This is a genomic window from Nonomuraea maritima, from assembly GCF_900100395.1.
Classification (GTDB): Bacteria; Actinomycetota; Actinomycetes; order Streptosporangiales; family Streptosporangiaceae; genus Nonomuraea; species Nonomuraea maritima.
Window position 1 is genome coordinate 13,253 of sequence record NZ_FNFB01000031.1, and the last position, 14,369, is coordinate 27,621.

The 14,369-nt window shown below is 72.8% G+C and carries 14 protein-coding genes; 11 read left to right on the forward strand and 3 right to left on the reverse strand.

Annotated elements, in window-relative coordinates; translation table 11 throughout:
- The first annotated feature begins 3 nt into the window (after positions 1–3).
- The 8 genes from BLR04_RS32760 (at position 4) to BLR04_RS32795 (ending at position 7,839) form a co-directional block, all read left to right on the forward strand.
- Positions 4–1,149: a glutathionylspermidine synthase family protein gene (locus BLR04_RS32760; RefSeq protein WP_090772630.1), complete on the forward strand. Its 1,146-nt coding sequence runs from the start codon at positions 4–6 to the stop codon at positions 1,147–1,149.
- Between the two features lie 41 nt (positions 1,150–1,190).
- Positions 1,191–1,622, forward strand: coding sequence for a DUF350 domain-containing protein (locus BLR04_RS32765; RefSeq protein WP_090772632.1), 432 nt, complete (start codon positions 1,191–1,193; stop codon positions 1,620–1,622).
- A gap of 130 nt (positions 1,623–1,752) precedes the next feature.
- A complete protein-coding gene (locus tag BLR04_RS32770) occupies positions 1,753–2,877 on the forward strand; it encodes a PucR family transcriptional regulator (protein ID WP_176903396.1) in 1,125 nt (374 codons plus the stop codon).
- A 103-nt stretch (positions 2,878–2,980) separates the two neighbouring features.
- On the forward strand, positions 2,981–3,877 hold the full coding sequence (locus tag BLR04_RS32775) for an ACP S-malonyltransferase (RefSeq protein WP_090772746.1): 897 nt from the start codon (positions 2,981–2,983) through the stop codon (positions 3,875–3,877).
- The gene (locus tag BLR04_RS32780; protein WP_090772636.1) at positions 3,874–4,827 is read left to right on the forward strand and encodes a beta-ketoacyl-ACP synthase III; all 954 of its coding nucleotides are present in this window, start codon (positions 3,874–3,876) and stop codon (positions 4,825–4,827) included. The genes BLR04_RS32775 and BLR04_RS32780 overlap by 4 nt, the downstream gene beginning before the upstream one ends.
- Positions 4,828–4,905: 78 nt before the next feature.
- Positions 4,906–5,145, forward strand: a complete 240-nt coding sequence (locus BLR04_RS32785) for an acyl carrier protein (protein WP_090772638.1) — start codon at positions 4,906–4,908, stop codon at positions 5,143–5,145.
- Positions 5,146–5,181: 36 nt separating this feature from the next.
- Positions 5,182–6,414 (forward strand): beta-ketoacyl-ACP synthase II, encoded by a 1,233-nt coding sequence (gene fabF, locus BLR04_RS32790; RefSeq protein WP_090772640.1) that lies wholly within the window; start codon positions 5,182–5,184, stop codon positions 6,412–6,414.
- Complete coding sequence (locus BLR04_RS32795) at positions 6,415–7,839, forward strand: acyl-CoA carboxylase subunit beta (protein ID WP_090772641.1); 1,425 nt, start codon at positions 6,415–6,417, stop codon at positions 7,837–7,839. It begins immediately after the preceding gene.
- A gap of 219 nt (positions 7,840–8,058) precedes the next feature.
- On the opposite strand, the gene BLR04_RS32800 is transcribed toward BLR04_RS32795, so the two are convergent.
- On the reverse strand, positions 8,059–8,553 hold the full coding sequence (locus tag BLR04_RS32800; RefSeq protein WP_090772643.1) for a DUF3145 domain-containing protein: 495 nt from the start codon (positions 8,551–8,553) through the stop codon (positions 8,059–8,061).
- 329 nt (positions 8,554–8,882) lie between these two features.
- Here BLR04_RS32800 and BLR04_RS32805 point away from each other — a divergent pair, with 329 nt between their 5' ends.
- Genes BLR04_RS32805 through BLR04_RS32815 form a run of 3 tightly spaced genes read left to right on the forward strand, consistent with a single transcriptional unit; the run spans position 8,883 to position 12,459 of the window.
- Entirely contained in the window at positions 8,883–9,419 is a 537-nt protein-coding gene (locus tag BLR04_RS32805; protein WP_090772645.1) for an RNA polymerase sigma factor, read from the forward strand.
- A complete protein-coding gene (locus BLR04_RS32810) occupies positions 9,416–9,862 on the forward strand; it encodes a hypothetical protein (RefSeq protein WP_090772647.1) in 447 nt (148 codons plus the stop codon). Before BLR04_RS32805 ends, BLR04_RS32810 begins: the two co-directional genes overlap by 4 nt.
- A 32-nt stretch (positions 9,863–9,894) precedes the next feature.
- The gene (locus BLR04_RS32815) at positions 9,895–12,459 is read left to right on the forward strand and encodes a CHAT domain-containing protein (RefSeq protein WP_090772649.1); all 2,565 of its coding nucleotides are present in this window, start codon (positions 9,895–9,897) and stop codon (positions 12,457–12,459) included.
- On the opposite strand, the gene BLR04_RS32820 is transcribed toward BLR04_RS32815, so the two are convergent.
- Positions 12,399–13,214 (reverse strand): sulfurtransferase, encoded by an 816-nt coding sequence (locus BLR04_RS32820; protein ID WP_090772650.1) that lies wholly within the window; start codon positions 13,212–13,214, stop codon positions 12,399–12,401. The genes BLR04_RS32815 and BLR04_RS32820 overlap by 61 nt on opposite strands.
- Positions 13,211–14,323, reverse strand: coding sequence for an alkaline phosphatase family protein (locus BLR04_RS32825; protein WP_090772652.1), 1,113 nt, complete (start codon positions 14,321–14,323; stop codon positions 13,211–13,213). Before BLR04_RS32825 ends, BLR04_RS32820 begins: the two co-directional genes overlap by 4 nt.
- Positions 14,324–14,369: the final 46 nt, after the last annotated feature.

Below are 14,369 nucleotides of genomic sequence, written 5' to 3' on the forward strand. Positions count from 1 at the left end.
GTCGTGCGGCGCGAGCACCACCCGCCCAGGGACGGCTGGGAGAAGAAGATCGAGAGCCACGGCCTCGCCTATCACCGGGCCGCCCACCCGGCGGGCCTCGACCGCCCGTACTGGGACGAGTCCGTCCACTACGTCTTCTCGCTCGACGAGGTCGAGGCGCTGGAGGAGCAGGTCGAGGAGCTGCACGCCATGTGCCTGCGGGCCGTCGACCACGTGGTCTCCACCGGCCGCTTCGCCGACTTCGCCGTCCCCGAGTGGGCCTGGGAGGAGGTCGCCCGCTCGTGGGAGCGGCGCGACGGCCACCTGTACGGCCGCTTCGACCTGCGCTACGACGGCACCGGCCCGGCCAGGCTGCTGGAGTACAACGCCGACACGCCGACCTCGCTGCTGGAGGCGTCGGTCGTGCAGTGGTTCTGGCTCCAGGACGTGTTCCCTGACGACGACCAGTGGAACTCCGTGCACGAGCGGCTGATCGACCGCTGGCGCGGGCTGCGGCTGCCGCCCGGCCCGACGCACTTCGCGTTCACCAACGCCGACGAGACCGGCGAGGAGGCCATGACGGTGGCCTACCTGCAGGAGACGGCCGAGCAGGCCGGCCTGGCGACGGTCGCCGTCGCCATGGAGGACATCGGCTGGGACGCACTCAACCGCCGCTTCGTCGACGTCGAGGACCGGGTGATCCGCTCGGTCTTCAAGCTCTACCCGTGGGAGTGGATGCTCTCCGACGACTTCGGCCGCCACGCCGTACGCCACTCCACGTGGATCGAGCCGCTGTGGAAGGCGCTGCTGTCGAACAAGGCGCTGCTGGCGGTGCTGTGGGAGCTCAACCCTGGCCACCCCAACCTGCTGCCCGCCTACCTCGACAGCCCGCGCGACCTGACGTCCTACATCGCCAAACCGCTGCTCGGCCGCGAGGGCGCCTCCATGCGCGTCGTCACCCCCGAGGGCACCCAGGAGACACCGGGCGACTACGGCCGCGAGGGCTACGTCTTCCAGGGCTTCGACCCGCTGCCCGACTTCGAGGGGCAGCGTCCGGTGCTCGGGGCGTGGGTGGTCGCCGACGAGGCCGCCGGGCTCGGCATCCGGGAGTCGACCGGCCTGATCACCGACGACACCTCCTCCTTCGTCCCGCACCGCATCGGTGCCTGACCCTTCCCCCCATCGAACGATCCGCCTGAACAGGACCTGACGTGACCTTTCTCGAGACCCTCGCCCGCGGCGCGGGCGCCATCGCCGCATACGCCGCCGTCGGCGTGATCCTGATGATCGTCGGTTTCTACGTGATCGACTGGGCCACGCCCGGCAAGCTCAGCGAGATCATCCGCAAGGGCCGCAACCCGAACGCCACCCTGCTCGCCGGCTCCGCCATGGCCGCGGTCGGTCTCATCGTGGCCGCCTCCATCTGGTCCTCCGGCGGCCGGCTGGCCGAGGGGCTCGCGGGCACGGCCGTGTTCGGCCTGGTCGGCATCGTGGTGCAGACCGTGGCGATGCTGCTGTTCGACAAGACCGTCGGCATCTCCGTACGCGAGCTCGTGCAGGAGCCGGAGCTGCAGCCGGGCGCGCGGCTGCTGAGCGTCACGCACGTGGCGATCGGCATGATCACCGCCGTCGCGGTCATCTGAGCGGCCCCCGTACGGCCGATCGCCGCCCGACAGGCGGCGACGGCCGTTCCGGACACTGGGACGGACCTGGCACTCTAGAGGCGTGACAGACCGGACCAGGGAGGACACCACACGCAGGCTTGAGCGGGCCATGGGCTCGCTCGGCACCGCGGCGATGGCGCGCATGGACGAGAAGCTGCCGTGGTTCCGCGCGCTCAGCGCGGAGGACCGCTCGTGGGTGGGGCTGGTGGCGCAGGCCGGCATCGCCGCGTTCGTCGAGTGGTTCCAGCACGCCGGCAAGGACCGCCCCACGCCCAGCATCGAGTTCTTCGGTACAGCTCCGCGCGAGCTCAAGCGGTCGATCTCGCTCCAGCAGACCGTCGACGTCGTCCGGGTCGTGGTGGAGGTCGTCGAGGCGCAGACCGACGAGCTGGCCGCGCCCGGCGGCGAGGACGAACTCCAGCAGGCCATGCTCCGCTACACGCGCGACGTGGCCTTCGCCGCCGCCCACGTCTACGCCCGCGAGGCCGAGGCGAGAGGCTCATGGGACGCCCGGCTGGAGGCACTCATCGTCGACGCCCTCGTCCGCGGCGAGGTGGACGACGGGCTGCACTCCTGGGCCGCCGCGCTCGGCTGGACCTCCTCCCCCGTGGTGGTCATCGCCGGGCATCCCCCTGACGACGACCCGCGCGCGGTCATCGACGGGCTGCGCGAGAAGGGCCGCCGTATCGGCATGGACCTGCTGGCGGGTGTCCAGGCCGACCGGCTGATCGTCATCGTCGGCGGCGCGGGCAGCGTCGAGGAGGCCGCCCGGCAGGTGGTGTCCCGCTTCGGGGTCGGCCCCGTCGTCATCGGACCCGAGGTGCCCGACCTGCACGCCGCCGCCCGCTCCGCGAGGGCCGCGCTGGCCGGGCTGCAGGCCTCCTGCGGCTGGCCGGACGCGCCGCGCCCGGTGCACGCGGAAGACCTGCTGGCCGAACGCGCGCTCGACGGCGACACCGACGCCCGCCGGCAGCTCATCGAGAACGTCTACCAGCCGCTCGCCGGTACGCCGCTGCTCGACACGCTGGCGACGTACCTGGAGCAGGGCACCTCGTTGGAGGCGACGGCGCGGCTGCTGTTCGTGCACCCCAACACCGTCCGCTACCGCCTGAAGAAGATCACCGAGCTGACGGGGTACCAGCCGACCGAGGGCCGCAGCGCGTTCACCCTGCAGGTGGGACTGATTTTGGGCAGGCTTTCCGAGAGTTCGGCGGACTGGCGTGCCCTAACGTAACGGTGCCGAAATCCCCACTGTGGCGTTCCTACAAAAGACCCCGGACAAAGTTCGTACGGATCTCCATCATCGTGTCGGAGTTCTACAGGGCATGGTGGGCTTTGTGCTTGTTCTCGTCGCTCCGGGCCAAGGTGCCCAGACCCCAGGTTTTCTGACACCGTGGCTTGATCTCCCCGGGCTGGCCGACCGGCTCGGCGCCTGGTCCGAGGTCGTCGGGCTCGACCTGGTTGCCTACGGCACGACGGCCGGTGCCGACGAGATCCGTGACACCGCCGTCGCGCAGCCGCTGATCGTGGCCGCCGCGCTGGCCTCCGCCGAGGCGCTCGGCATGACCCCTGACGTGGTCGCCGGCCACAGCGTCGGCGAGTTCGCCGCGGCCGCCCTGGCCGGGGTGCTCACGTCCGAGCAGGCGCTGTCCCTCGTCCGCGACCGCGCGCAGGCCATGGCCAAGGCCGCCGCCGTCACCGAGACCAGCATGACCGCCGTGCTCGGCGGCGCTGAGGACGAGGTGCTGGCCACCATCGAGCGCCACGGGCTGACCGCCGCCAACATCAACGGCGCCGGCCAGATCGTCGCCGGCGGCACGACCGAGCAGCTGGCCGCGTTCAAGGACGACGCGCCGGCCCGTGCCAGGCTCATCCCGCTGTCCGTGGCGGGCGCGTTCCACACCCACCACATGGCCCCGGCCGTGGAGAGCCTGCGCGAGGCCGCCGAGCAGGTCATCCCCGCCGACCCGCGGGTCACGCTGCTGTCCAACGCCGACGGTAAGGCGGTCGCCGGTGGCGCCGCGTTCCTCGACCTGCTCGTCAAGCAGGTGAGCAACCCCGTCCGGTGGGACCTGTGCATGGAGACCATGGCGGGGCTCGGCGTCACCGCGATGATCGAGCTGCTGCCCGGCGGCACGCTGACCGGCCTGGCCAGGCGCGGGCTGCGCGGCGTGCAGACGGTGGCGCTCAAGACCCCAGACGACCTCGAGGCGGCCAGGGAGCTGATCAAGTGAGGATCCCCGACATCGCCGCCGGCGCCAAGGTTCTGGCCCTCGGCCACTACCAGCCGGCCCACGTGGTGACCAACGACGACCTGGCCAAGACCATGGACACCAACGACGAGTGGATCCAGTCCCGGGTCGGCATCAAGGAGCGCAGGGTCGCCAAGGACGAGTCCGTCGAGGACATGGCGACGATCGCCGGCGGCAAGGCGCTGGCGGCGAGCGGCCTGTCCCCCGACGACGTCGACCTCGTCATCGTGGCCACCTGCACGCTGGAGACGCAGATCCCGAACGCCGCCGCCGTGGTGGCCCACCGCCTCGGCATCAAGTCGCCTGGCGCGTTCGACGTCAACGCCGCCTGCGCCGGGTTCTGCTACGCCCTCGCCACCGCCAGCGCCGCCGTGCGCGGCGGTGCGGCGCGCAACGTCCTCGTCATCGGCGCCGAGAAGCTCTCGCAGTGGGTCGACTGGACCGACAGGTCCACGGCCGTGATCTTCGCCGACGGCGCCGGCGCCGCGGTGGTCGGCCCGTCCGAGACGCCCGGCATCGGTCCCGTGGTGTGGGGCAGCGCCGGCGACAAGTCCGAGGCCATCGAGGTCAAGGACCGCGACAGCTTCCTCCACCAGGAGGGCCAGACGGTCTTCCGCTGGGCCACGACCGCCCTGCACCCGGTGGCGCTGGAGGCCTGCGCCCGGGCCGGCGTCGACCCGTCCGAACTGGCGGCCTTCGTGCCTCACCAGGCCAACCTGCGCATCGTCGAGGCCATCGCCCGCAAGCTGGGCGCCGACAAGGCCGTCGTCGCGCGCGACATCGTCCACGCGGGAAACACGTCGGCCGCCTCGATCCCGCTCGCGCTCTCCCGCATGGTGGAGCGTGGCGAGGTCAGCTCGGGCGGTCTCGCGCTGGTGCTCGGCTTCGGCGCGGGCCTGACGTACGCAGGACAGGTGATCGAGATCCCCTGAGACGGGGTCCCGGTCTTTTCATGAGCTTGTGCGGCCACGTCCGCACAGACACCGAATATCCAAAGGAGAACAAGCGACATGGCTGCCACCGAGCAGGAAATCCTCGAGGGCCTCGGCAAGATCATCAACGAGATCACCGGCATTCCGGCGTCCGAGGTGACCCCCGAGAAGAGCTTCGTGGACGACCTCGACATCGACTCCCTGTCCATGGTCGAGATCGCCGTGGCCGCCCAGGACGAGTTCGGCGTCGAGATCCCCGACGACCAGCTCAAGAACCTGAAGACGGTCAAGGACGTCCTCACCTTCATCCAGGGCTGATCGAACACCCCTCTGATCTCTAAGGAGCGCGAAAACGTGAGTGCGAACCGGGTACGTGTCGTCGTTACCGGGCTTGGCGCGACGACGCCCGTCGGTGGAGACGTCACCTCGTCCTGGACGGCGCTCCTGGCCGGTCAGTCGGGTGTCGAGACGCTCACCACGGACTGGATCGACGCCGTTCCCGTGAAGTTCGCGGGAACGGCGGCGGTCGACCCCACCGAGGTCCTGCCCCGGCCGGAGTCCCGCCGCCTCGACCGCAGCGAGCAGTTCGCGCTGGTCGCCGCACGCGAGGCCTGGCAGGACGCCGGCACTCCCGCGGTGGCGCCGGAGCGGCTCGGCGTCGTGGTCTCCAGCGGCATCGGCGGCATCTCGACCACGCTGAGCGCCTACGACACCTGGCGCGAGAAGGGCTGGAACCGGCTGTCGCCGTTCACCGTCCCGATGCTCATGCCCAATGGTCCCGCCGCATGGATCGGCCTCGACCTGGGCGCCCAGGCAGGCGTGCACGCCACCGTGTCGGCCTGCGCCTCGGGAGCCGAGGCGATCGGCCACGCGATGGACATGATCAGGTCCGGCCGCGCCGACGTGGTGGTGGCCGGCGGCACCGAGGCCGCGATCCACGGCCTCAACATGGCGGCGTTCGCCGCCGCGCGGGCCATGTCGACCCGCAACGACGACCCGGCGGGCGCCTCCCGCCCGTGGGACCGCAGCCGTGACGGCTTCGTCCTCGGCGAGGGCGCCGGCATCGTGGTGCTGGAGTCCGAGGAGTTCGCCAAGGCCCGCGGCGCGCGCATCTACGCGTACTGCGCGGGTGCGGGCTACTCCGCCGACGCCCACCACATCACCCAGCCTGAGCCCGAGGGCCGCGGCATCATCATGGCGATGACGCAGGCGCTCAACGACGCCGGCATCACCGGCCTCGACGTCAAGCACGTCAACGCGCACGCCACCTCGACGCCCGCGGGCGACGTCGGTGAGGTGCAGGCGATGGCCAAGGCCATCGGCACCCACCCGCTGGTGACCTCGACCAAGTCGATGACGGGTCACCTGCTCGGCGGTGCGGGCGGCATCGAGTCCGTCTTCACCATCAAGGCCCTGCAGCACCGGATCGTCCCCGCGACCATCAACCTCGAAGACCTCGACGACGGCATCGAAGTGGACATCGTCCACGGCGAGAACCGCACGTTGCCCGACGGCGACATCGCAGCGATCAACAACTCGTTCGGCTTCGGAGGCCACAACGTTTCCGTCGTCTTTAAGGGGGCTTAAATGACCGTGCTCGACAACCGAGTGGTGACCGAAGGCTCCGATCAGGAGCCTGCTGATCCCCGCGACCCCCGCGTCCGCCTTGCCGCGCTCCTCGACGAGGGCTCGGTACGACTGATCACCCCCGAGGACAAGAGCGGCGTGCTCGCTGCCATGGGGCGCGTCGAGGGTGTTCCCGTCGTCGCCTTCTGCAGTGACGCCCGCTTCCAGGGCGGCGCCATGGGCGTCGAGGGTTGCGAGCACATCGTGCACGCCTACGACGTGGCCGTCCGCGAGCGGGTGCCGGTCATCGGCACCTGGCACTCCGGCGGCGCGCGCATCCCCGAGGGCGTCGAGTCCCTGCACGGGGTCGGCCGGGTCTTCGCCGCCATGACGAAGGCCTCGGGCGTCGTCCCGCAGATCTCCGTGGTGGTCGGGCCGGCCGCCGGCGGCGCCGCCTACGGCCCCGCCCTCACCGACCTGGTCATCCTCGCCGACTCCGGCCGCATCTTCGTGACCGGCCCCGACGTCGTGCGCAGCGTCACCGGCGAGGACGTCGACAGCGCCGCGCTCGGCGGTCCCGAGCCGCACAGCAAGCGCAGCGGCGTCGTCCACGTCGTGACCAAGTCCGAGACCGACGCGTACGTCAAGGCGCGTCAGCTCACCACGCTGCTGGGCCACCAGGGCCGGGTGCGCGCCGGGGCGATCGACGAGGTCGACTTCTCGTCGCTGCTGCCCGAGTCGGCGCGTCGTGCCTACGACGTCAAGCCGCTGGTCAACGGCCTGCTCGACGAGCCCGGCATCGAGCTCCACCCGAAGTGGGCGCCCAACATCGTCACGTCGCTCGGCCGCCTCGGTGGCCGGACGGTCGGCGTGATCGCCAACAACCCGATGCGGCTCGGCGGCTGCCTCGACTCCACGTCCGCCGAGAAGGCCGCCCGGTTCGTACGCATGTGTGACGCCTTCGGGGTCCCGCTGGTTGTCCTCGTGGACGTGCCCGGTTACCTGCCGGGCGTCGGCCAGGAGCACGACGGCGTGGTGCGCCGCGGCGCCAAGCTGCTGCACGCCTTCGCCGAGGCCTCGGTGCCGCGCGTGACGCTGATGACCCGCAAGGCGTACGGCGGGGCGTACATCGCGATGAACTCCCGCGCCCTGGGCGCGACCAAGGTGTTCGCCTGGCCGACGACCCAGGTCGCGGTCATGGGTTCGGTGGCCGCGGTGCGCATCCTCAAGCGGCGCGAGCTCGCTGCCGTCTCCGAGGAGGAGCGGGCCGAGCTGGAGCAGCGTCTGGCCGAGGAGCACGAGAAGCTCGCCGGCGGCCTGACCAGGGCCCAGGACATCGGCGTCGTCGACGAGGTGATCAAGCCCGAGGAGACCCGCGGCGCCATCGCCAAGGTGCTCGCCCAGGCCACCCCGGCCCGCGGCGCGCACGGCAACATCCCGCTGTAATCGCGTTCTCCACGTGAAAGGCCCGCACCGATTCCGGTGCGGGCCTTCACACGTTCAAGGAGGCCCCGCGCCAAGGGTGCGGGCATTTTCTCCCGTTCAGGCAGGCCCCGCCCCGAAGGTGCGAGGCCTCTTTCTCGTAGAGGCCCCGCACCAAGGTCGGATGTGGAGCCCTTCACAGCAGGCGCCCCGGTGTCTGGCGGGCTCGGGCGACGGGTCGGGTCAGACGGCGGCGTGCAGCCAGCGGACCGGCGCGCCGTCGCCGGCGTACCGGAACGGCTCCAGCTCCTCGTCCCACGGCTTGCCGAGCATCTTGTCGAGCTCGTCCTCCAGGACGCAACGGCCCTGCGCGGCCGTCATCATCGCGGCGCGCAGCCGGTCCTCGGGGATCATGATGTCGCCGGCGGCGCCGATGACCGCCGTGAAGGCGCCCAGCGTCGGCGTGTAGGCGTGGCGAGAGCCGTCGACGCCGGGAGAGGCGTCCTCGGTGATCTCGAACCTGAGGCGCTGCCAGCCCATGAGCGAGGAGGCGATGGCCGCCGCGATGCCCGGGCGACCTTCCCATTCCGCCTGCGCGCGGACCACGTTGGGCGCGGCGGGTTGCGGCGTCCACGTCAGGTCTACGGGCACGCCGAGGACACCCGCGACTGCCCATTCGATGTGTGGGCACAGCGCGGGCTGAGCCGAGTGGACGTAAAGGACGCCACGAGCAGACACCGGACCTCCCGTTTGGTACGAGGTGCGCCTTCCCCAACGGCCTCGCCCCGGGATGATCACAAGTGACTAGGGAGAGACTACCGTCGGTCGCCATCCGACACCAGAGGGGGGCCATACCAAGTTGGTGCCCCGGTGAGAGGACGCCCCGCCGGCCGAGGAAAACGCGCCACGGAGGCCGGAGGCGTCGGCGTGTCGCCCACCGCTCCGACCAAATTTCCGATCTGGGAGTTCCCGACCGGTCGAATCTGTAAAGTTTACGCTCAGTCCCCGGACAACCACGGGGAGGCATCGCCTCTCGGTGCTGACGGGGGCTGACGGAAGGAGACCGCATGCACGCCGCACGCGAACCGGCGGAGCTGCTCCTGGCCGCGGCCGAGGGCGACCAGTCCGCATGGGACGAACTGGTGTCGAGATTCGGCCCGCGCATGTGGGCGGTGGCCCGCGCGTGCGGCCTCGGACCCGCCGACGCGGCCGACGCCGTCCAGGGTGCCTGGCTGCGGCTGCTCCAGCACCTGCACACGATCAGGGAGCCCGCCGGGGTGGGCGCCTGGCTCATGACCACCGTACGCCGCGAGGCTCTGCAACTCCTCAGGAAAGACCGTCCGCTGCTGGCCGCCGCCGAGGTCGTCGACGAGCCAGACCCGGCCGCGGCCGTCCTCGAGGCCGACGACCGGCGCCTGCTCTGGAAGACGGTTTCCGCCCTGCACGAGCCCTGCCGCAGCCTGCTCCAGCTCGTCGCCAACGACCTGGGCAACCAGCAGGTGGCCTCCCGGCTCGGGCTCCCCGTCGGCAGCATCGGCCCGACCAAGTCCCGCTGCCTCGACAAACTGCGCACTCTGATCTCGACACAGGAGACGGCGCAATGATCAACGACGAGTACTTCCTGGCGGCGCTTCGGCTGTCCTCCGGGCACGACCCGATCCCCCGTCACGTGTCCGCCACCGCGCGTGAGGCCTTCGCCCTCCGGGTGCCGCACGCCCTGACCGCCGCCCCCGCCGAGTGCTCGGCCGTACGCGGCGTCCGCGACGACGACGGCTCCCACCTCGTCCGGTTCGTCGCCGCGGGTCTCACGTTCGATCTGGAGGTGACCGAGGGCGACGGGCTGATCGACGTCGCCGGGCTCGTGTCCCCCTATCCGGGCGACGACTCCCTGGTCGACGTCCGCACCCCGCACATGACCCTCACCCGGCGGATCGGGCCCACCGGCCACTTCGCCGTCACCGGGCTGCCGCCGGGCTGGATCAGCGTGGTGTGCCACCGGCCCGGACTGGCTCCCGTCCAGACCACCTGGGTGCGCATCCGTCCCTGATCGGCGATGCACCGGCCAGGAGAGCTGCCACCATGAGTCCACCAGCGCAGGAATCCGGCGGCAGGCTCGTCGCCGCGGCCGAGGCCGCCATGATGCGTGCCCTGGTCGATCCGGACGACGCGATGCGCGCCGCGCGCGCCGTCCTCGCCGCCGCCGGACGTGCCGAGTCGCCGGAGGCGGAGGCCGTGGCGCTGCGGGCGATGGCGCTGGCCGCTCGCGAGCTGGGCGACCTCGAAGGCGCAGAACACCACCTGCGCCGGGCGATCGCCACCCGTGGAGCCCCTGCCTGGCGGGTCGCCCAGGCCCGCCTGTCGCTGGTCACCGTACGCACCGAGCGTGGCCATCCCCTGCAGGCCCTGCGCGTGGCCGCGCTGGCGTGGGCGTACCTGCCGCCGCTCGACCGCGCCAAGCTCGACACCCAGCGCGCGGTCGCCCTGGCCTGCCTGGGCCGCCATCAGGAGGCCGAGGCCGCCTGCGACCGCGCACTGCGCGCGCTGGTGACCGCGCCCGGCACCCTCGACGACCGGCGGTTCCTGGCCGGAGGGCTGCTCAACCGGGGGCTGATCCACTCCTACCGGGGCGACTGGGGCGCCGCCATGCGCGACCTGACTGCCTGCCTGCAGATCGCCGAGCACGCCGGGCTGCGCCACCTGGCCCGGCTGTCCTCCGCCAACCTGCCCTTCCTGTCCGTACGGCGGGGCGACATCGCGGGGGCGTTCAAGCACTACCGCGAGGCCGAGGACACCCTGTTCGGCTTCCCCGAACGCCTGGCCACGATGCGGGCCGACTTCGCCGGAGCGCTGCTGGCCGCGCACCTGCCGGGCGAGGCCAGAGCGATGCTGAGCCTCGCCGTACCCGATCTGGAGGCCGCGGGCGCGCACGGCGCGCTGGCCGAGGCCCGGCTGAAACTGGCGCAGGTCGAACTGCTGACCGGCGATCCGCGCCGGGCCATGCAGGTGGCCGAGCAGGCCGCCGGCGAGCTCGCAGCCCAGGACCGGACGTCGTGGCTGCCGCAGGCCACGGAGGTCATGCTGCGGTGCCGGCTGGCGCTCGAAAGCGTCACGCCGGAGCTGGTGGCCGAGCTGATCTCGTGCGCCGACGCGCTGGAGGGCGGTTCGGCGCACCCCGCCGACGCGGCGGTGCTGCGCCTGGAGGCGGCAGAAGCGGCGCTCGCCGTGGACGACCACCCGACCGCCTCGGCGCAGCTGGCCCACCTCACCAGGAACGCCGAGCGGCGCGAGCCGCGCGCGCCGGCCGGCACCCGGCTGACGCCGCTGTCGCGCGCGCCGGCCCAGCCTCCGGCGGTCCCGGCGCCGGTGCGTCAGCACGCGCTCGCGCTGCAGGCGGCGCTGCGCGAGGACCTCCCGGCGGCCTTCCACGCGGTACGCGAGGGCTTGGAGGACGTGAGCGGCCGGCTGGAGACGTTCGACGACCCGTCGGTGCGCGCCCACGCGGCCCGGTCGGGCATGCGGCTGGCGGCGTTCGGGCTGGGGCTCGCGGCGCAGGGCGGTGAGGCCGCGGAGGTGTTCAAGTGGGCAGAACGGTGGCGCGCCGTCGCCGCGCCCGCTCACGCGAGCGTGCCGGCCGACCTCGAGCGGGTGCGGGCGGACCTCGGCACGGGCGCCCTCGTGGAGTACGTCGCCGACCAGGACACGCTGCTGGCCGTGCTCGTCAGCGGCCGGCGGACGCTGCTGCGGCGGCTGTGCGACGTGCGCGAGGTCAAGGAGGCGATCGTCCGGCTCCGGTACGCCTTGCGCCGCCAGCAGGAGCGGACCGTCGTCGAGACGGCGGCCGCCGAGGTCGAACGGCTCGTGCTGCGGCCGCTCGCGCCCGAGCTGGGTGACGGGCCGCTGGTGGTGGTTCCGGTGGGCGCGCTGCACACGCTGCCGTGGGGTGCGCTGCCGAGCCTGCGCGAACGGCCGGTGAGCGTGGCGGCCAGCGCCGCGGGCTGGTGCCGCGCGCGCGCCCTGCCCCGCCCCGACCGGGCGCCGGTCGTGGCCGCGGCGGCCGGGCCCGCGCTCGCGCACGCCGAGGCCGAAGTGGCGCACGTGCTCGCCTGCCACCCCGGAGGGCGGCAGGTGCCCGCCCAGGTCGAGGCGGTGCTTTCGGCGCTGGAGAGCGCCGACGTCCTGCACCTGGCCGCCCATGGGGTGTTCCACGCGCGCACCCCGCTGGTGTCGGGCATCACCCTGGACGACGGCCCCCTCATGGCGTACGACCTGCTGGAGCTGCCGCGTACGGCCGGGCTCGTGGTGCTGTCGGCGTGCAACTCCGGGATGTCGCGGACGCCGATGGAGGGCGCGCCGCTCGGGCTGCCGGGGACGTTCCTCGCGAAGAGCACGTCCTGCGTGGTCGCCGGGATGGTGCCGGTGCGCGACGAGGCCGCGAAGGCGGTCATGAGCGTGTTCCACGAGCTCGTGGTGGCCGGGCAGCCGCCGGACGCGGCGCTGGCCGGCGCGGCGGCGAAGGCCGAGGAGGCCGGTTTCGTCTGCTTCGGCGCCGGCGACGTGCCGCTCTACCGACGCCCGGGCGGACGTCAGCCGGTGGCGACCGGCCTCGACGGGTCGGCCACCCAGTGCGACCAGGAGCCGACGTAGAGGGCGGCGGGAACGCCCGCGACCGCCAGCGCCAGCACCTCGTGGGCGGCCGTCACGCCAGAACCGCAGTACGCCCCCGTCCTGACGCCCTCGGTGACGCCCAGCCCGGCGAAGCGGTGGCGGAGCGTCTCGGCGGCGAGGAACCTGCCGTCGGGGCCGACGTTCTCGGTCGTGGGGGCGGAGACCGCGCCCGGCACGTGCCCGGCGACCGGGTCGATCGGCTCGACCTCGCCCCGGTAGCGCTCGGCGGCCCTGGCGTCGAGCAGCACGCCCTCACCGGCCAGCGCCGCCGCCTCGTCGGCCGTCAGCATCGGCATGCCGCCCGGCCGCGCGGTGAAGTCGCCCTCGGCCGGCACGGGGACGTCCTTGGTGACGGGCAGCCCGGCGGCGAGCCAGGCGGGCAGCCCGCCGTCGAGCACGCGTACGTCGTGGTGGCCGTAGTAGCGCAGCACCCACCAGGCCCGGGCGGCGGCGGTCGAGGCGGTGTCGTCGTAGACCACCACCGGACGGTCGTCGGACACCCCGAGGCGGCGCATCGCGCTCTGGAAGGCCGACGGCTCGGGCAGCGGGTGGCGTCCGGCCTCGCCAGGAGGGTCGGCCAGGTCGGCGTTGAGGTCGCAGAAGACGGCGCCCTCAACGTGACCCTCGCGGTAGAGGTCGATCCCGGGCGGGCCGCCCAGCCGCCATCGCACGTCGAGCACGGTCGCGCCGCGGAGCTCGGCGAGCTGCTCGGGAGTGATCAACAGGCTGGTCACGAACGTACCTCCAGGAGCGGGACGTGCTGTTCTGCCGCGGTCAGCGAGCCATGGTAACCGGCGAAGCGGGCCTCGACGGGGTGCTGGGTGGGAGCGGTGAGGACCAGGCCGCCGTACGGGACCGCCACGACGTCGCCGATGCGTTCGAGCCACGCCTCGCGCACCCGGGGGCCGAACCAGCCCGACTCGACCGCCTCCTGGCGCGAGACCACCCGCGCCCGGTCGCCGAGGAAGCCGCGCCACGACTCAAGCACCTGCTTGGCGGCCCCAGGTCGGGTGTAGACGTGCCTGGCCCGCGCCTCGCCGCCGAGCAGCTCGACCCCTTCCGTCAGCTCGGGGACGCGCTCGGCGTCGATCCGCTCGGTGGCGTTGACCATGCCGTGGTCGGCGGTGACGTAGAGCGCCGTTCCGGGCGGGAGCCCCTCGGCGAGCCGCTGCGCCATGTCGTCGACGACGGACAGCTGCCGCAGCCACGCGTCGCTGCCCCAGCCGGTCATGTGCCCGGCGGCGTCGAGGTCGCCGTAGTAGACGGTGGCGTGGGCGGGACGGCTCTCGCGCAGCGCCGCGTGGGCGCGGGCGACGCGCTCGTCCACGGAGTCGGCGGGCGCGTACCGTACGCCGCGGTAGACGGCCCTGGTCAAACCGGTGGCCTCGAACTCGGCGGGCGCGACGTACACGGGCCGCACCCCGGCACGGGCGGCGCGCTCGTAGACCGTCTCGGCGGGCTGCCACTCCTCGGGCTCGACCGTCAGGCCCTCGGGAGCGGTCCAGCGCAGGCAGTTGAACAGGTGGCCGGTGCCGGGCAGGGCGAGCATCAGGCCGACCATGCCGTGCTCGCCGGGAGTCAGGCCGGTGCCGAGGCTGGACAGGCTGGTGACGGTGGTCGAGGGGAACCCGGCGGAGAGGGTACGGCCCGCCAGGCTCGCCAGGAAGGGGGCGCGTTCGGGGTGGGCGCTCAGCAGCTCGGCGCCGAGACCGTCGACCAGCAGGAGGCAGACACGGTCGGCGGGCTCCAGCGCCAGCGCGTTGGGCTCACGCAGGCCCAGCGCGGCGAGCAGGGAGCCGGGCAGGTCGGTCAGCGACCCGCCGCCGTACCCCGGCACTAGCATTCCCACAGTCTAAGCCTCGACCTGCCGCGCGTACCGCGGGACCTGC

What these genes read in the sequence shown, in the direction of transcription:
- BLR04_RS32785 (WP_090772638.1), top strand. Translation starts at nt 4,906, where the DNA reads ATGGCTGCCACCGAGCAGGAAATCCTCGAGGGCCTCGGCAAGATCATC.
- BLR04_RS32815 (WP_090772649.1), top strand. Translation starts at nt 9,895, where the DNA reads ATGAGTCCACCAGCGCAGGAATCCGGCGGCAGGCTCGTCGCCGCGGCC.
- BLR04_RS32795 (WP_090772641.1), top strand. Translation starts at nt 6,415, where the DNA reads ATGACCGTGCTCGACAACCGAGTGGTGACCGAAGGCTCCGATCAGGAG.
- BLR04_RS32810 (WP_090772647.1), top strand. Translation starts at nt 9,416, where the DNA reads ATGATCAACGACGAGTACTTCCTGGCGGCGCTTCGGCTGTCCTCCGGG.
- BLR04_RS32770 (WP_176903396.1), top strand. Translation starts at nt 1,753, where the DNA reads ATGGGCTCGCTCGGCACCGCGGCGATGGCGCGCATGGACGAGAAGCTG.
- BLR04_RS32825 (WP_090772652.1), bottom strand. Translation starts at nt 14,323, where the DNA reads ATGCTAGTGCCGGGGTACGGCGGCGGGTCGCTGACCGACCTGCCCGGC.
- BLR04_RS32805 (WP_090772645.1), top strand. Translation starts at nt 8,883, where the DNA reads ATGCACGCCGCACGCGAACCGGCGGAGCTGCTCCTGGCCGCGGCCGAG.